The organism is Massilia suwonensis, from assembly GCF_042655665.1.
In the GTDB taxonomy this organism is placed as follows: domain Bacteria; phylum Pseudomonadota; class Gammaproteobacteria; order Burkholderiales; family Burkholderiaceae_D; genus Telluria; species Telluria suwonensis.
In genome coordinates, this window is record NZ_JBHSMR010000014.1 from 624,246 (window position 1) to 640,039 (window position 15,794).

Annotated in this window: 15 protein-coding genes; 5 read left to right on the top strand and 10 right to left on the bottom strand. The window is 66.3% G+C overall.

What is annotated here, in order from left to right; translation table 11 throughout:
- Positions 1-3 precede the first annotated feature (3 nt).
- On the bottom strand, positions 4-2,673 hold the full coding sequence (pepN, locus tag ACFPQ5_RS23210) for an aminopeptidase N (protein ID WP_379761259.1): 2,670 nt from the start codon (positions 2,671-2,673) through the stop codon (positions 4-6).
- A gap of 216 nt (positions 2,674-2,889) precedes the next feature.
- Positions 2,890-3,948, bottom strand: coding sequence for an alkene reductase (locus ACFPQ5_RS23215; RefSeq protein WP_379761260.1), 1,059 nt, complete (start codon positions 3,946-3,948; stop codon positions 2,890-2,892).
- Positions 3,949-4,103: 155 nt separating this feature from the next.
- On the opposite strand from ACFPQ5_RS23215, the gene sugE reads away from it, so the two are divergent.
- A complete protein-coding gene (gene sugE, locus ACFPQ5_RS23220; protein WP_379761262.1) occupies positions 4,104-4,424 on the top strand; it encodes a quaternary ammonium compound efflux SMR transporter SugE in 321 nt (106 codons plus the stop codon).
- A 58-nt stretch (positions 4,425-4,482) separates the two neighbouring features.
- Here sugE and ACFPQ5_RS23225 read toward each other — a convergent pair whose 3' ends face one another.
- The 3 genes from ACFPQ5_RS23225 to ACFPQ5_RS23235 all read right to left on the bottom strand — a co-directional run bounded on the left by ACFPQ5_RS23225 (position 4,483) and on the right by ACFPQ5_RS23235 (position 6,660).
- Positions 4,483-5,148 carry a hypothetical protein gene (locus ACFPQ5_RS23225; protein WP_379761264.1) on the bottom strand — a complete coding sequence of 222 codons (666 nt, stop codon included), beginning with the start codon at positions 5,146-5,148 and terminating at the stop codon, positions 4,483-4,485.
- A 217-nt stretch (positions 5,149-5,365) separates the two neighbouring features.
- On the bottom strand, positions 5,366-5,614 hold the full coding sequence (locus ACFPQ5_RS23230; protein ID WP_136221085.1) for a DUF3297 family protein: 249 nt from the start codon (positions 5,612-5,614) through the stop codon (positions 5,366-5,368).
- A gap of 71 nt (positions 5,615-5,685) precedes the next feature.
- The gene (locus tag ACFPQ5_RS23235) at positions 5,686-6,660 is read right to left on the bottom strand and encodes a M14 family metallopeptidase (protein WP_379761267.1); all 975 of its coding nucleotides are present in this window, start codon (positions 6,658-6,660) and stop codon (positions 5,686-5,688) included.
- A 105-nt stretch (positions 6,661-6,765) separates the two neighbouring features.
- On the opposite strand from ACFPQ5_RS23235, the gene ACFPQ5_RS23240 reads away from it, so the two are divergent.
- The gene (locus tag ACFPQ5_RS23240) at positions 6,766-7,929 is read left to right on the top strand and encodes an acyltransferase family protein (protein ID WP_379761269.1); all 1,164 of its coding nucleotides are present in this window, start codon (positions 6,766-6,768) and stop codon (positions 7,927-7,929) included.
- On the opposite strand, the gene ACFPQ5_RS23245 is transcribed toward ACFPQ5_RS23240, so the two are convergent.
- The 3 genes from ACFPQ5_RS23245 to ACFPQ5_RS23255 form a co-directional block, all read right to left on the bottom strand.
- Positions 7,913-8,386 carry a hypothetical protein gene (locus ACFPQ5_RS23245; protein ID WP_379761271.1) on the bottom strand — a complete coding sequence of 158 codons (474 nt, stop codon included), beginning with the start codon at positions 8,384-8,386 and terminating at the stop codon, positions 7,913-7,915. The genes ACFPQ5_RS23240 and ACFPQ5_RS23245 overlap by 17 nt on opposite strands.
- Before the next feature lie 67 nt (positions 8,387-8,453).
- Positions 8,454-9,323, bottom strand: a complete 870-nt coding sequence (locus tag ACFPQ5_RS23250) for a pirin family protein (protein WP_379761273.1) — start codon at positions 9,321-9,323, stop codon at positions 8,454-8,456.
- Positions 9,324-9,354: 31 nt separating this feature from the next.
- On the bottom strand, positions 9,355-9,951 hold the full coding sequence (locus ACFPQ5_RS23255; protein WP_379761275.1) for an FMN-dependent NADH-azoreductase: 597 nt from the start codon (positions 9,949-9,951) through the stop codon (positions 9,355-9,357).
- Between the two features lie 116 nt (positions 9,952-10,067).
- Between ACFPQ5_RS23255 and ACFPQ5_RS23260 the strand changes: the two genes are divergently transcribed.
- Positions 10,068-10,979: a LysR family transcriptional regulator gene (locus tag ACFPQ5_RS23260; protein WP_379761277.1), complete on the top strand. Its 912-nt coding sequence runs from the start codon at positions 10,068-10,070 to the stop codon at positions 10,977-10,979.
- 36 nt (positions 10,980-11,015) lie between these two features.
- The gene (locus ACFPQ5_RS23265; protein WP_379761279.1) at positions 11,016-11,843 is read left to right on the top strand and encodes a hypothetical protein; all 828 of its coding nucleotides are present in this window, start codon (positions 11,016-11,018) and stop codon (positions 11,841-11,843) included.
- A gap of 27 nt (positions 11,844-11,870) precedes the next feature.
- Here the strand turns inward: ACFPQ5_RS23265 and ACFPQ5_RS23270 are convergent, their stop codons facing one another.
- Both ACFPQ5_RS23270 and asd read right to left on the bottom strand, forming a co-directional pair.
- Entirely contained in the window at positions 11,871-12,452 is a 582-nt protein-coding gene (locus ACFPQ5_RS23270) for a DUF7010 family protein (RefSeq protein ID WP_379761281.1), read from the bottom strand.
- A gap of 59 nt (positions 12,453-12,511) precedes the next feature.
- Positions 12,512-13,363, bottom strand: coding sequence for an archaetidylserine decarboxylase (gene asd, locus ACFPQ5_RS23275; RefSeq protein WP_379761283.1), 852 nt, complete (start codon positions 13,361-13,363; stop codon positions 12,512-12,514).
- A 226-nt stretch (positions 13,364-13,589) separates the two neighbouring features.
- On the opposite strand from asd, the gene ACFPQ5_RS23280 reads away from it, so the two are divergent.
- Positions 13,590-15,788, top strand: coding sequence for a TonB-dependent receptor plug domain-containing protein (locus tag ACFPQ5_RS23280; RefSeq protein WP_379761285.1), 2,199 nt, complete (start codon positions 13,590-13,592; stop codon positions 15,786-15,788).
- Positions 15,789-15,794 lie beyond the last annotated feature (6 nt).

The window sequence follows — 15,794 nt, forward strand, 5'->3', positions numbered from 1 at the left end:
TGCTTACTTCGGCGCCGTCATGGCCTGCTTGATGGTCACGCAGCGCTGGTCTTCCTGCTGGGCGTCGATCAGGGCGCGGCGGGTGCCGGCCGACAGGTCCTTCATGCGGGCCACGGCCTCGCTCAGGCGCTTGACGCTGGCCGGCGTGCAGTTGGCCGGGATCATGGTGCCGGCATAGCTGCGCATGTAGACCGGACCGGCCGCCTTGTCGATCGCCGGCAGTTGCGCCAGGCGGCGGTCCGCCGTCTGTTCGGCCAGTTCGCGCTGCTCGGTCGGATACAGGCTGCCCATCGCGGTGCGGATCTTCGAGAACGGCAGGTCCGTCTTCAGGTTCTCGACGGTGCCCAGCCATTGCGCCTTGACGGCCGCATCCGGGCGCACGACGGTGGCGGCGAGCGCGGCGGCCTGGCCGCTGTCCGACTTGTCGCGGGAGGCTTCCTGCTCGACCAGCGCGGGAGCGCCGGCGACGTTGTAGCGGTTCAGGCGGCCGATGATAGCCCAGCGCAGGTCCTGGTTGATGTTCAAGCCGTCGACCGTGACCGTGCCCGCCAGGATGCCCGACAGGCGCTCGAGCGCGGCCGGGGTGCTGGCCAGGCCCAGGTAGGTGTTGAACCAGCGGCGCTGGAAGTTCTCGTTGCCCTTGCTGGCGATCGTGCCGTTCCAGGCCATTTCCTCGAGCGCGGCGCGGGTCTGCCGCGCCCAGGCCGTCTGCAGGCCCATGGCGTCGATGTAGTGCTTGGCGGCGGCGACCTTGCCGAGCACGTCGCCCAGCAGGGTGTAATCCTTTTCCTGGGGCGCGTTGGCGAGGGCGGTCTTGATGAACTCGTTCAGCGGCAGCTTGCCGTCACGTACGCCATCCCACAGGCTCTGCCACAGCATGGTGCGCAGCAGCGCATCGTCCACGTTCGCCAGGCTGGTGCGCGCCGTCTCGAACGAACGTTTGTCGAGCTGGACCTTCACGAAGCCCCAGTCCTGGTAGTTCGGGTAGACCAGGTCCGGGCAGGCCGTACCCGCCAGCGCCGGAACCTTCGTGGTGGCACCGGCGTAGGTGACCGGCACGGTCTGCAGCGCCACCAGCTTGCCGCCTTCGACCTTGAAGGTTGCAACCTGCACGCGCTGTTCGCGCAGCGTCGGAAGAAGCTTGCTCGGCGCGGTCTGCTGCAGCGTGAAGTTCTTCACTTTACCGTTGGCGCACGTGAAGTTCGCGGCGATCGTGTTCACGCCCGGCTCGTACAGCCACTGTTTCGTCCAGCCCGACAGGTCGCGGCCGGCCGCTTCGCCCAGGCTGCCGATGAAGTCGTCGAGCTTCGCGTTCTGGTACGAATACTTGACCAGGTAGTTGTGCACGCCCTTGCGGAAGGTTTCCGCGCCCAGCAGGTGGCGCAGCTGCATCAGGGTCGAGGCGCCTTTCGAATAGGTGATCGCGTCGATGTTGTCGAAGGCGTTCGCGGTCGAGGGCACCGGCACTTCGATCGGGTGGGTGTTCGACTTCTGGTCCTGCACGTAGGCGGCCTGCTTGCCGGTCGAATAGAAGTGCTGCCAGGCGTCCTTGAACTCGGTCGCCTCGGCGGTGGCCAGTGTGCCCATGAAGGAAGCGAAGCTTTCGTTCAGCCACAAGCCGTTCCACCATTGCATGGTGACCAGGTCGCCGAACCACTGGTGCGCCATCTCGTGCATGATCACCGAAGCCAGCGACTGGCGCTGGGCGTCGGTCATCTTCGCCTTGTGCAGGAAACCGCCTTCGGCGAAGGTGATCGCGCCGGCGTTTTCCATCGCGCCGTACAGGAAGTCCGGCACCAGCAGCTGGTCGTATTTCTCGAACTGGTAAGGGATGCCGAAGTAATTGTCGAAGAAGGCCAGGCCATCCTTCGTGTAGCGGAACCAGTCTTCCGGCGTCACCTGGCTTGCGACCGACTGGCGCGCGAACAGGCGCATCGGATACTTGCCGCTCTTGTCTTCCCACACCTTGTACGGGCCGGCATGCAGCGAGAAGTTATACGGGCTCAGTTTCTTCGATTTCGGGAAGATCCAGCGTTTGTTGGCACCCGCCTCCTCGATGCGCGTCTCGCGCGTGGTCGACACCACCTGCCAGTCGGCCGGTGCGGTGGCCGTGACCTGGTAGGTCGCCTTCAGGTCGGGCTGGTCGAAGACGGCGAACATCTGGTGCGCGGCGGCCGGTTCGAAGTGCGAGTAGGTGTACACGCGCTTGTCGACCGGGTCGACCATGCGGTGCAGGCCTTCACCATTGGTGCTGTGCAGGCGCTCGTAGGCGATGACGACGGTGTTGCGGCCCTTGACCAGGTCGGCGGCGGCAATCGTCACGAACCAGTTGTTGTACTTCGCGTCCACTTTCTTGCCGTTGACCGTGACCGATTGCACGGTCGCCTTGTCGAGGTCGATCGTCAGCGGCGCGCTGTTGTCGTTCAGGTCGAAGCTGGCGGTGGTGACGCCGCTGAAGCTCGGGTTGCCGGTCAGCGTGAATTCGAGCGCATAGTCGACGTTCGACACGCGCGCCGAACGGGCGGCGGCATCCTGCTGCGACAGGAAGGCGTTTTCAGCGCGCGGCGCGGGAGCGGCTGCGTGTGCGGACGTGAAGGCGAAGGCGGAAGCGGCGAAGACGGAAGCGACGGTGAACGCGATGGGCGTTGCGGCGCGAGGTGCAAAGATGGTCAAGATGTGTCCCTGTTTCTGTGGTGCGCCGCCAGCCGGCGCAACTTATGAATCGCGCAAGAATAGCATGGGAGACAGGGCAATCACAGGGGCAAACGTATGCCCCTGCGCGACATGCATACGTCGTACATATGCGGTAAATACGGGCGCCGTTCGTTTTAAGGGCCGAAAAAAAAGGCCGGCGAAGAACCGGCCCAGGTGCGGTCGTGCGAGAGCTTGTCAGGCCTGCAGGAAACCGTAGTCGGTATAGCCTTCGGCGCCGCTGCCGTAGATCACCTCGGGACGCAGCGGGTTCAGCGGCGCGCCGCTTTGCAGGCGCTGCGGCAGGTCTGGATTGGCGATGAACCAGAGGCCGAAGGCGATCGCGTCGGCATTGCCGGCAGTGAGCAGGCGCTCGGCGGTCTCGACCGTCATCTTTTCGTTGGCGATGAAGGCGCCGCCGAATTCCTGCTTCAGCAGCGGACCGAGGCTGTCTTCGCCCACGGCTTCGCGCGCGAAGATGAAGGCGATGCCGCGCTTGCCGAGCTCGCGCGCGACATAGCCGAAGGTAGCAACCGGGTTCGAGTCGCCCATGTCGTGGGCGTCGCGGCGCGGCGCCAGGTGCATGCCGACGCGGTCGGCGCCCCAGACGTCGATGCAGGCGTCCGTCACCTCCAGCATCAGGCGTGCGCGGTTTTCGATCGAACCGCCGTAGGCGTCGCTGCGCAGGTTGGTGCTGTCCTGCAGGAACTGGTCGAGCAGGTAGCCGTTGGCGCCGTGGATCTCGACGCCGTCGAAGCCCGCCTTCTTCGCGTTCTCGGCGCCCTTGCGGTAGGCGGCGACGATGCCGGCGATCTCGTCGAGTTCGAGCGCGCGCGGGGTCGCGTATTCGCGCTTCGGACGCACCAGGCTGACGGTGCCGGCCGGCTTCACCGCGCTCGGGGCGACCGGGGCGGCGCCGTCCAGGAAGACCGGATCGGAAATGCGGCCCACGTGCCACAGCTGCATGACGATGCGGCCGCCGGCTGCGTGCACGGCCTTGGTGACCTGTTTCCAGCCCTCGACCTGCTCATCGGACCAGATGCCCGGCGTGTCGGCATAGCCGACGCCCATCGGGGTGACCGAGGTCGCTTCCGACAGGATCAGGCCGGCGCTGGCGCGCTGGACATAGTATTCGGCCATCAGGGCGTTCGGCACGCGGCCGGGACCGACGGCGCGGGCGCGGGTCAGCGGCGCCATGATGACGCGGTTCGGCAGCTCGAAGGCACCGATCTTGATGGGGTCGAACAAAGTGGTCATGCTGGATCCTTAAGCGGTCAAGTCGGGGCATCTTACGGGATGCGCCGGATTCCTGCCGAGACCGCCTCATTTTCGCCATCGAACCGGCCTCGACGGGGCGCGGTGCTATACTGCCGGCCACTTTTTGTAGCCGGGCAAGCCCCGTGGGAATCGGAATGAGCTGGATTTATCTGGTGGTGGCGGGCCTGCTGGAAGTGGCCTGGGCCGTCGGCCTGAAGTACACGGAAGGTTTTACCCGCCCCGTGCCCTCGGTCCTGACGCTGCTGGCCATGGCGGCCAGCGTCGGCATGCTCGGCCTCGCCCTGCGCCACCTGCCGCTCGGCACGGCCTACGCGGTCTGGACCGGCATCGGCACCATCGGCACCGCCGTGTTCGGGATGATCATCCTGAACGAACCGGCCGGCGCCCTGCGCATCGGCTCGATCGGCCTGATCGCGCTCGGGATCGCCGGGCTGAAGCTGCTGACGCCGGCCTGATTGGCGCAGGCGAAAAAAAAGCAGGCACAAGGCCTGCTTTCTCATCCAGGGCAGCGCATCAGAAACGGTAGCTGATGCCCACGCGAACAACCGGGTACAGCTTGAAGTCCTTCACTTCCTCGGCCAGGTCGGCGTTCTCGGCCGCGACGTCGCGCGCCAGCTGCTGGCACAGCAGCGCAGGCGCGGTGCAATTGTTCGATGCCAGTTGCGTCTTCGGCGAACCCTGGAAAGTCACGCCAAGGTCGGCGCCGACGCTCCAGCCTTCCGCCTTCACCGCGTTGCCCCAGCCGATGCCAAGGTAAGGGGCTGCCTTGCGGAAGTCGATCTTGCCGCTCAGGTCGCCGACCAGGGCGGCGTCATAGGCGCGGCCGTTGACGGTGTAGCTGCCGCCGCTCGGCTTGGCGCGCGCGTCGATCTTGTTGCCGTTGTAGACCACGCCGCCGGTGACGCGGAACACGCCGTCGAAGGGGTGGTAGTCGAGCAGGGCATCGGCCGTCTTGAGCTTGAGCTTGAAGTCGTATTCCAGGTCCGAGGTGTTGCCGTCGTAGGAATAGTTGGCGACGTTTAGGCCGACGCGTGCATTCAGTTTGCTGCTCAGCGGCGTGCTCAGGTGCAGGCCGAGACCGGTGGTGCCGAGGTCGAGGGTGGTGGCGAGTTCGGCGGCATGGACGCTGCCCGCGGCGAATGCGGCAAGCAGGATCGAAACAATCTTCGTGGCTTTCATCTGTCTTCCAAAAGGTTCAGCAAGTGCGTTGGATTGCCGTACGGCAACTACAAGGCCGCAATGATAGAAGCCCGGAGCGCGCGGGGCAAGCACTGCTGCGAAGCGGAGACGGATCTGTTGTGGGAGGACGACAGCAGGCGCGGCGCGCGAAGCGCCGCAACCCGGGAGGAAAAACGTGGACGAACGGCCCGGCCGCGGGCCAGGCCGCCAGGGTCGATCAGCGGTAGAACGCCTCGACCTTGCCCTTCAGCTTGATCAGCATCGGCTTGCCCTTGCGGTCCAGCGTCTTGCCGGCGGCCACCTTGATCCAGCCTTCGCTCAGGCAATACTCTTCGACGTCATGGCGGTCCTTGTCGTTGAAGCGGATGCCGACTTCGTGCTGGAAGACGTCGCGGTTGTGGAAAGGGCTGCTCGGATCGATCGAGAGCCGGTCTGGGAGTGGGGGGAGGGTTGCGGTATCGGTCATGGTGCCGAATTATCCACTAGTTCGCGGGCGGGGACAACGGCGCACGCTTGCGGCGCTGTCCCCGCATGCCATCAGCCGCGTCCGAATTCCGGATTCGCCCGCGTCAGGTAATACCACTCGGAGTTCGCCCCCGCCTTCGCATCCGGGAACAGGATGCGGCCCGAAAATTCTGCCAGCACCGGCGTGCCGTCGGCGCGCGTGCCGATCTGCTCGCCCTCAGCCACCGGATCGAAACTGGCCCACGTACGCGAGAAGCTGTCGCCCGCATCGAGCTTGTCGTACACGGCCACCATGTGCAGCGCTTCCATTTCCTCGAACGGAACGGGCTCCGGCTCCGGCGCCTCGATCAGCTTCAGGAAGGCGAGCGTGTTGACGATCGCGTCGTAGGCCACCTGCGGCGCTTTCGGGTCGACGTGCTGGCCGCATTCCAGGGTCAGCGCGTAGCCGCCCGTGGTGCGCATATATTCGGTGGTGCCGACGCCGTAGCGCAGCACGGTTTCCAGTTCCGCCGCATTCCCGCGCGAGCGGCGCTGCACGCCGCCGCCATAGGCCGCCATCCAGCCGGTCACGAAGCGGCGCACGCCCAGGCGGCGGGCGAGGGCGCGTTCCTGTTCGGCATGCTTGAAGGGCTCCAGCGGGCCCTCGTTGTTGACCGGGCCGACCATGACGAAGGGCTCGCCGTGCGCGGCATTGAAGGAGTGCAGGTCGAGCAGGACGTCGTGCTGGGCCAGCAGCGGGCACAGCCAGTTGGCGATGCGGTCTTCGAAGTCCTGCGGATCGACTTTCGGGAACAGGTTACGGTTCAGGTTGCGGTCGCCGTTGCGCTCGTTCTTGAAGTAGGCGAGGGGATTGACGACCGGCACGAAAGTGACGCTGCCGGCCGCAATCTTGCGCTCGCCGCTGTCGAGTTCCGCCATGATGCGGCGGATCGCTTCGGTGCCGCAGGTTTCGTTGCCATGGGTCGCACCCATGATGATCACGCTCGGACCTTCTTCCAGGCCGGTATAGTTGACAAACTTGAACTGCAGATTCGGTGCGGAAGCCATGCAAGATGATCCAAAGAAATATCGGTGCCGACATTTTATCGGGAAAAGATGGTATGTGCGGGAGGCGCATGGCATGATCCGGCACCTTCACCATTTGACTATCCGATGAGCTCTCCCCGCAGCGCCCGCCTGCATGGCCTCGACACCCTGCGCGCGCTCGCCGTCACGCTGGTCGTCCTGCACCATTACACCCTGTTCGTGTCGAACGACGACCATACCTTCGGCTGGGTCGGGCAGATCGGCTGGGCCGGCGTCGACCTGTTCTTCGCGCTCTCGGGCTACCTGATCGGCAACCAGATCTTCGTCGCGTTGAAGACGGAAAGCGGCCTGTCCCTGAAATCCTTCTATGCGCGGCGCCTGCTGCGCACGCTGCCGAATTACCTGGTGGTGCTGGCGATTTATTTTCTCTGGCCCGCCGTGGGCGAGGACGCGCCGCTCGCGCCCCTGTGGCGCTACCTGACGTTCACCCAGAACCTGGGCCTGGCGCCGGGCACTGCCTTTTCGCACAGCTGGTCGCTCGCGGTCGAGGAGCAGTTCTATCTGCTGCTGCCGGCCCTGGCCCTGCTGGGCGCGGCGCTGCATGCGAAGCTGCGCCTGCGCATCGGCTACGCCTGGGCCTTCGTCGCCTGCGTGATCCTGGGCGGCATGCTGCTGCGCTTCCAGCTCTGGAGCGGGCACGTCGATGCGCACAAGTATGGGATTTACTTCTATTACAAGCTGATTTATTACTCGAGCTTATGCCGCCTCGACGAGCTGGTGGCCGGCGTCGCGCTGGCGCTGCTGCGTAACCAGCATCCGGCGTTGTGGACCCGCATCACGGCGCACGGCAACCGCACGCTGCTCGCGGGGCTGGTGGTGCTCGGCGCGACCTTCTGGCTTTTCCTCGACAACCACTACGGCGTGGCCGCGACCGTGTTCGGCTATCCGCTGCTCGGCATCGGCTTCGGCCTGCTGATCCTGGCCGCGCTCTCGCAGCGTTCGCTGTTGCGCGACCTGCGCGTGCCGGGCGCGGGGGCGCTGGCCGTGTGGTCATACGCGATCTACCTGACGCACCGGGCCGTCGGCGAAGTCGCGGCCGCTCCGCTGCAGGACCTCGGCTACGGACCGCAGACAGCGGTCGCGATTGCGGCCCTGCTGGCCCTGTCGGTACTCGTGGGCTGGCTCCTGTACCGGCTGGTCGAGACGCCGTTCATGCAGCTGCGCGAACGCTACGTGCCCAGCAACCTGACGCGGCCGATGTTCAGTACAGCGGCTAATTCAGGTCGATGACGTCGAAAGCGGCCGGCATCGCGCCGAGGAAGGCGAGCGTCGCATGGATGCGTTCGCGCATGTCCTGCTCGCGGGTCGCCTCGATCGCCGCGCGCAGGCCGGGCCGCGCCTCGATCGTGTACGGGCTGCGGTAAGCCTCGATCAGCAGCGCCACCAGGTCCAGCGGCGGCGCGCCGGGCGAGCGGCGCAGGCGCGTGTCGATCACGCCAAGCAGGGTGCGCTGCATGGCCGGCGTCGGGTTGGCGATATGGGCGAAGACGGAAGGGGTGTTGGCGATCGAGACGCACAGCGCGCGCTCGATGGCTTCGGGCTTCAGGTCGGAAGCGATGTCGAACCAGGCGCGGTCCCAGTGGGTGCGCGCGTACGGATGGTTCGGTGGAAAACGGTCGATCGTCTCGAAGCCGAGCGCATGGCTGGCTTTCGACAGCAGATCGAGGAAGATGGGATACAGGGGCATGCCCGGCAGTGTAACGCAAGCGCGCCGGGCGATCCAATGACCGCCCAGGCGCGCATTAAATCTAACTTCAGGCCGCGAAACGCCCGGCCCGGAAGTCCTCGACCGCCTGGTGCAGCTCGGCCTGGGTATTCATCACGAAGGGACCGTACTGCGCGATCGGCTCCTTCAGTGGACGGCCTGCGATCAGCAGCAGGCGGGTGGGACTGGAGGCTTTGACGACGACGCCGTCCGCGCCTTCGGCATTATCCAGGATCGCCATCTTCGTCTGCGGCACGCCTTTGCCGGCAACGACCGCCTCGCCGCGGAACACGTAGACGAAGGCATTGTGCCCGGCGGGCAGCGGCTGCTCGAAGGAAGCGCCCGCAGGCAGCTCGATGTCGAGATAAACCGGCTCCGTACCCTCGCGCTGCACCGCGCCCGCGACGCCATGCGAAGCACCCGCGATCACCTGCACCGTCGCGCCGGCGTCCGTCGTGAAGCGCGGCACCTCGGCGTTCGGGATGTCGCGGTACCAGGGTTCGCACAGCTTGTCCCTGGCCGGCAGGTTCAGCCAGAGCTGGAAGCCTTCCATCAGGCCTTCGTTCTGCTCGGGCATCTCGGAGTGGATCACGCCGCGTCCCGCCGTCATCCACTGCACGCCGCCGTCCGTGATCAGGCCCTCGTTGCCGCCGCTGTCGCGGTGGCGCATGCGTCCGGCCAGCATGTAGGTGATGGTCTCGAAGCCGCGGTGCGGGTGCTCCGGGAAGCCGGCGATGTAGTCGCCGGCCTTGTCGCTTCCGAAGGCGTCGAGCATCAGGAAGGGATCGAGGCGGCGCTGCAAGGTGTTGGTGAGAACGCGGTTGATCTTGACGCCGGCGCCGTCCATCACGAACTGGCCGCTGATCACGCGTTCCACGCCGCGTGGACGCGCCACGCGCTGTTCAAGTATTGCGTTCATTCTCATCTCCTTGGTTATGCCGCCAAGCGATTTACGCCAGTGCGGCTTCGATGGTGGCGTCGGCTTCCGCACGGCCCTTGGCCGATGCTTCCGGACCCATGGACTGCGCTGCCGAGTGGATGAAGGTGTGATCCGTCATGCCCAGGAAGTTCAGCAGCATGCGCACGAAGGGCACTTGCGGATCCGCGTCCGCCGGATAGATGCCGCCGCGCGCCGTGGCCACGTACACTTTTTTACCCTTCAGCAGGCCTTCCGGACCGGTCTCGGTGTAGCGGAAGGTGACGCCGGCACGGGCGATGGCGTCGAACCAGGCCTTCAGCTGCACCGGAATGCCGAAGTTGTACATCGGCGCGCCGATCACGACCACGTCGGCCGCCTGCACTTGCGCGATCAGGGCGTCGTCCAGGGCCACGCGGGCGGCCTGCTCGGCAGTGCGCGATTCGACCGGGGTGAACAGCGCGCCCAGTGCCGCTTCGTCCAGCTGCGGGTGCGGGTCGCGCGCCAGGTCGCGGGTGACGACGGTGGCGCCGGGATTGGCGGCGACCAGTTTGGCGACGACGCTGTTGGTGACGCGGGTCGATTCGGATTCGGCGCCACGCAGGCTGGAGGTGATCTGGAGGATGTTCATGTTTGTGTCCCTTGTTGAAGTGGTGTTCGGTGTTTCGATGAGAGACACTTTATCAGTTCCAAAATCAATCCAGAAGACGCTAGAATGGATAACATTATTCAACCAGTGGAACAATCATGGAAGTCGAACCGAACGACCTGGTGCTGTTCGCCCGCATTGTCGAAGCCGGCAGTTTCAGCGCCGCGGCCACCCGCGTAAACCTGCCGAAATCGACCGTCTCGCGCCGGATCTCCCTGCTGGAAGCGCGCCTCGGTGAACGCCTGCTGCAGCGCACGACCCGCAAACTCATGGTGACGGAGTTCGGCGCCAGCCTGCTCGAGCATGCGCGCAAGGTAGTCGAAGAGTCGGAAGCGGCCGGCGCCCTGGCCCAGCACCGCCAGGCCGCGCCCAGCGGCCGCCTGCGCATTTCGCTGCCGGCCGACTTCGCCAATCTCGGCATGAGCGCGATGATCGGGCGTTTCCTCGAGCGCTATCCGGCGGTGAGCGTGGAACTGGACCTGTCGCCGCGCCGGGTCGACCTGGTCGCGGAAAACTTCGACATCGCGATCCGCATGGGAGATTTGCCCGACGACGCCAGCCTGGCCGCGCGCCGCGTCACCCTGCAGCGTTTCGGCCTGTACGCCTCGCCCTGCTACACGGCCGTGCGCGGCCTGCCCGAGCATCCCGACGACCTGCTCGGCCACGACCTGCTGTGCCTGCTCAGCCGGGGCGGCGGGCCGGTGTCCTGGGTACTCTCGCGCGGCAAGACCCGCTGGGAACGCGAACTGCCGGCGCGCCTGACGGCCAATTCGCCCGATCTGCTGGCGCGCATCGCCTGCAGCGGCGCGGGCATCGCGGCCAGCTCGGAGCTGTTTGCCGCGCCCCTGCTGAAGAAGGGAGAACTGGTACGGGTGCTGCCGGAGTGGGACTTGCCCGCCGCCACCGGCTGGGCCGTCTTTCCAGGGCGGCGCCTGATGCCGGCCAAGACGCGGGCGTTCCTGGATATGATGGAGGAGATGTTTTGCAAGGAAGTGGGCGGCAATCGCTAGCCCCATTCATTTCCCGACCTGAAGCGAAACAAGAACATGACGATTCGACCCGGACGACTACTCTTCGTGGCGGCATCGATGCTGGCCGCCGCAGCGCCGTTGCCGGGCCGCGCTTTCACCGCGCCACCGCCCGCACCGCCTTGCGTGCCCGCGAAGGCGAGTGTGTCGGATGCTGCGCTGGGTGCCATCATCGCGAGTGACGCGGCCGCGCATATCCAGCACTGCGCCGTCAAGGACCTGGCTGCGCGCGGCGCCGCTGCCATGCCTGTCGTCCTTGCCATGCTCCGCTCCGACAAAGGCGCGCCCCTGATCGGGGCGCTGGAGACCGTGGCCGCCATCGGCCCCGATGCGCATGCCGCGTTGCCGCTCCTGATGGCGCACCTCGCTCGACTGCCCGCGGCGCTGAACGGACTGTACCGTGAGCTCTACGATGCGGTGGGGGCCATCGGAGCGGCTGCGCGGCCGGCGATCCCGCTCCTGCTCGACAGAACCGGCGATCCCGGTCACGCCCGCCATGCGCTGCGCGTGCTTGGCGGGCTGGGGAAATACGACGGACGCGTCGTTCCTCACCTGAGCGCGATGCTGATCGACGCGACGGATACCCTGTGGGTACTCGATGCCCTGACCACGATCGGCAAGGACGCGCGCGGCGCACTGCCGGCGGTCCTGGGCGCGCTGGAACGGGCGAAGCTTGGCGGTGACAGCTGGGAAGGCGCGGCGGCGCTGGAAGCCCTGGTGGCTATCGGCACGCCCGGCGAGAGCGTTCCCGTCCTCACCGGCTTGCTCGACCATCCCGTGCTGGGCCGGGCTGCGGTCGAGGCACTTTCGGCCCGCGCCGGCGCGAATGCGCGGCAGGTGAAATAGCAGCGGCAGACAGGCTGCGCCCCGGCCTCAGCCCATGCGTTCGCGCCGCGCCGTGGCAAGGATGAAGGCGCCGAAGCCGGCCTCGATGGCGGCACCCGCAAACGCGCCCGCCGCGGCGCTCGCGCCCAGCGAGCCCAGCGCATAGCCGGCCAGCGCCAGCACCGCGCCGAACAGCAGGTAGATGCGCATGCCGTAGAGTGTCTCGAAGGTGAGGTAGCGGCCGCCGATCACGAACAGCATCGCCGGGAAGAACCAGTCGAGGCGCAGCATCGATACCGCATAGGCCAGTGGCAGCGCCAGGATCATCCAGATGGTCGTGCTCAAGGCCAGCGTGCCGAGCGGATTGCGGCGCGCATGCCTGGCCGGGCGCCCCAGCAGTTTGAGCAGGGCGAGCGCGACCGGATGGATCAACATGCCGCCGATAAAGAGCGCCCACACGGCCTGGCGGGGAGACTGCAAGAGGCACACCATGCTGGCGACGAACCAGACGGTGGCCGAGGTCAGGATCCCTGGCGCGCCGTCCATGTAGGCATGGCGCATGTCGCGTTGTGCATCGGCGACGCTGAGGGTGTCGGAAGCGAGGGATGCAGTCTGGCGCGCGTCGTTCATGGCAGGCCCGGCGGAGAATGGTTGAGCCCATCCTGCCACGAAACACCTGCCGCGGCAACTCAGGCCGGCCGGTTGCCCATCATCTCGCCCAGGCGCACCTTGCGCTCCGGCGCCCAGTCCGGATTGAAGGCGATGGTCTTCTCCTTGAACAGCATGACGACCGTGGAGCCGAGCAGGAAGCGTCCCATCTCTTCGCCTTTTTTCAGCACCACCGGCGACGCGTCATAGGTCCACTCCGAGATGCGGCCGTGGCGCTGCGGGTTGACGACGCCATGCCAGGGCGTTGCCATGCTGCCGACGATGGTCGCGCCGACCAGCACCATGACGAAGGTGCCGAACTGCTCGGACTCGAATACGCAGACCACGCGCTCGTTGCGTGCGAACAGGCCGGGCACGCCGCGCGCCGTGGTCGGGTTCACCGAGAACAGGGCGCCCGGCACGTAGATCATGCGCGTCAGGCGGCCGTCGCAAGGCATGTGCAGGCGGTGGTAATCCTTGGGGCTCAGGTACAGGTTCGCAAACGAGCCATGCTGGAACAGGGCGCCCAATTGCGCATCGCCGCCCACCAGCTGGGTGGTGGTGAACTTGTGGCCCTTGGCCTGCAGGATGTGGTGGTCGTCGATCGAACCGAACTGGCTGATCGCGCCGTCCACCGGGCAGACGAAGTCGGCCTGGGCCAGCGGACGCACGCCGTCCTTCAGCGGACGGGTGAAGAACTCGTTGAAGCTCGGGTAGCTGGCGATGTCGGAGTTAGCTGCTTCTTCCATGTTGACGCCGTACTTGGCCACGAACCAGCGGATCAGGCGGGTGGTCACCCTGCCGCCGCGGTGGCCGGCGACGCGGCCGGCGAACGAGGTCAGCGCCTGCTTGGGCAGGACATATTGCGGCAGTACTTTGAAACGGTCGGACACGGTGGCAGCCCTTTATTGCTTGTGATGATGGCGAATTATAAATAAGGGGCGTGCCGGTGCATATCTTTGTTTGCGTGGGTACGCCCCGTGGCCAGTGTAGCGCATCGCTTCCGGACACCCCCGTCCGTGGCTGTCGTGAACATGCATATCGAAAATATATTCTCCAAAGCATCTAAATGTGCCCGAACTAATGGACAATACATTCTCATAAACTTGGCATTCTGATATGTATATCCTCGCTCCGATTCGCATGACCCTGCTGGCCGCCGCGCTGGCTTCCGCTTTTCCCGCCCTGGCCCAGCAGACCACCACGAGCGCGCCGAAGACCGATGCCGCCCAATCCGCGAGCGACCAGAAAATGCAGAAGGTCGAGGTGCGCGGCATGGCCGACAGCTACGACCCGCGGCGCGACGACACGGCGACCAAGATCGTCGTCACCCAGGAAGAAATCGCGAAATACGGCGACACCAGCGTGGTCGACGTCCTGAAACGCGTGCCCGGCATCACGGTCAGCAGTCCGAACGGGCGCGGCGGCGAGGTCCGCATGCGCGGCCTGGGCGCCGGCTACACGCAGATCCTGATCAACGGCGAGCGCGCCCCGGCCGGCTTCAGTATCGATTCGCTCTCGCCCGACGTGATCGAGCGCATCGAGGTGCTGCGCGCGGCCAGCGCCGAATACTCGACCCAGTCGGTGGCCGGCACCGTCAACATCGTGCTCAAGAAAGTGGTGCGCGCCGGCCAGCGCGAATTCAAGATCGGCGCCCGCACCGGCAGCGGTTTCCAGGGCCCGACCGCCAACCTGCAGCTGTCCGACAAGCTGGGCAAGATGTCCTACTCGGTCGCCGCCAGCGTGATGGCCGAACAGTTCGGCCGCGACGTCCTCAGCGACGAGAATGCCTTCGACGCGGTCGGCGTCCCGGTCCAGATGCGCGACATCGCCGGCGCCGAGGACGGCCGCCTGAAACTGTTCAACCTGGCGCCGCGCCTGAACTGGGCGCTCGAAGGCGGCGACACCCTGACCTCGCAAAGCTTCGTGAACTCGGCGCGCTTCCGCCTGCACAACCGGCAGACCACCAGCACGACCCTGGGCGCGCCGGCCCCGTATCCGGTACTGGACAGTTCCGTCCGCAGCGACAACGACGTCGTGCGCACCGAAGTGAACTGGGTGCACAAGCTGGCCGACGGCGCCAAACTCGACGTCAAGGCCAGCCTGATCGGCGGCTGGAACACGACCGACAATCGGCGCTGGACGCCGGCCGGCGCACCGCGCGCCGTGGACAACCTGGTGCACCTGGAAGCGGACGAGCAGGGCGCGACCACGGTCGGCAAGTACAGCAAGACCATCATGCAGGGCCACCAGCTCGGCATGGGCTGGGATGGCGGCTGGTCGGTGCGCAACGACAGCCGCGAGGAATTCGAGGCGGGCGCGCGCGTCTTCCCGGCGCTGCCGAAAGGCGAGGAGTCGACCTCGAAGGTCGCGCGCCTGGCCCTGTACGCGCAGGACGAATGGAGCCTCACGCCGCGCCTGTCGGTCTACCTGGGCGCGCGCTGGGAAGGCATCCGCACCACGACCGAGGGCAATACCTTCGACACCGGCCGCTCGCGCTCGAGCGTCTGGAGTCCGGTGCTGCAGACCCTGTGGAAGATCCCGGACACCAAGGGCGACCAGGTGCGCTTCGCCGTCACCCGCACCTACAAGGCGCCGAGCTTCCAGCAGCTGATCCCGCGCCGCCAGACCTCGATCGACAACCGTTCGACCGATCCCGACTTCGCCGGCAACCCGGACCTGCAGCCGGAACTGGCGCTCGGCTTCGACGCATCCTACGAGCACTACTGGGCCGAGGGCGCGCTGTTCTCGATCAGCGGCTCGATGCGCCGTATCGACGGCTACACCCGTTCGCTCGTGAACTTCGACGGCGCGCGCTGGGTGGCGATGCCGATGAATGCCGGCGAAGCCAGCACCCGCGGCCTGGAACTGGAAACCAAGTTCCCCCTGAAGGCGCTGGTGAAAGATGCGCCGGCCATCGACCTGCGCGCCAGCGTGTCGGCCAACTGGTCGAAGGTGGACGGCGTGCCCGGTCCGGACAACCGCATCGACGGCCAGACCCCGCTGTCGAGCACCCTCGGCATCGACTACAAGACCGGCCAGCTCACCACGGGCGCCAGCTTCGTCTGGAAGCAGGGCGGCCTGGTGCGCATCTCCGACCGCCAGACGGCGACGCTGCAGACGCGGCGCGACCTGGAAGCGACCGCGCTCTACAAGTTCAATCCGAAGTACCAGCTGCGCGTGGCCCTGTCGAACCTGCTGGGCCAGGACTTCGTCAACCAGGGCAGCTTCCTGGAAGAGGGGCGCGGACTGGTCGAGCGCGAGACCCGCTTCAAGGCCGGCCCGAGCGTGCGCGCGACCCTGGAGCTGAAGTTCTGAACGGTC

What these genes read in the sequence shown, in the direction of transcription:
- ACFPQ5_RS23215 (WP_379761260.1), bottom strand. Translation starts at nt 3,948, where the DNA reads ATGACCACTTTGTTCGACCCCATCAAGATCGGTGCCTTCGAGCTGCCG.
- sugE (WP_379761262.1), top strand. Translation starts at nt 4,104, where the DNA reads ATGAGCTGGATTTATCTGGTGGTGGCGGGCCTGCTGGAAGTGGCCTGG.
- ACFPQ5_RS23225 (WP_379761264.1), bottom strand. Translation starts at nt 5,148, where the DNA reads ATGAAAGCCACGAAGATTGTTTCGATCCTGCTTGCCGCATTCGCCGCG.
- ACFPQ5_RS23230 (WP_136221085.1), bottom strand. Translation starts at nt 5,614, where the DNA reads ATGACCGATACCGCAACCCTCCCCCCACTCCCAGACCGGCTCTCGATC.
- ACFPQ5_RS23235 (WP_379761267.1), bottom strand. Translation starts at nt 6,660, where the DNA reads ATGGCTTCCGCACCGAATCTGCAGTTCAAGTTTGTCAACTATACCGGC.
- ACFPQ5_RS23240 (WP_379761269.1), top strand. Translation starts at nt 6,766, where the DNA reads ATGAGCTCTCCCCGCAGCGCCCGCCTGCATGGCCTCGACACCCTGCGC.
- ACFPQ5_RS23245 (WP_379761271.1), bottom strand. Translation starts at nt 8,386, where the DNA reads ATGCCCCTGTATCCCATCTTCCTCGATCTGCTGTCGAAAGCCAGCCAT.
- ACFPQ5_RS23250 (WP_379761273.1), bottom strand. Translation starts at nt 9,323, where the DNA reads ATGAACGCAATACTTGAACAGCGCGTGGCGCGTCCACGCGGCGTGGAA.
- ACFPQ5_RS23255 (WP_379761275.1), bottom strand. Translation starts at nt 9,951, where the DNA reads ATGAACATCCTCCAGATCACCTCCAGCCTGCGTGGCGCCGAATCCGAA.
- ACFPQ5_RS23260 (WP_379761277.1), top strand. Translation starts at nt 10,068, where the DNA reads ATGGAAGTCGAACCGAACGACCTGGTGCTGTTCGCCCGCATTGTCGAA.
- ACFPQ5_RS23265 (WP_379761279.1), top strand. Translation starts at nt 11,016, where the DNA reads ATGACGATTCGACCCGGACGACTACTCTTCGTGGCGGCATCGATGCTG.
- ACFPQ5_RS23270 (WP_379761281.1), bottom strand. Translation starts at nt 12,452, where the DNA reads ATGAACGACGCGCGCCAGACTGCATCCCTCGCTTCCGACACCCTCAGC.
- ACFPQ5_RS23280 (WP_379761285.1), top strand. Translation starts at nt 13,590, where the DNA reads ATGTATATCCTCGCTCCGATTCGCATGACCCTGCTGGCCGCCGCGCTG.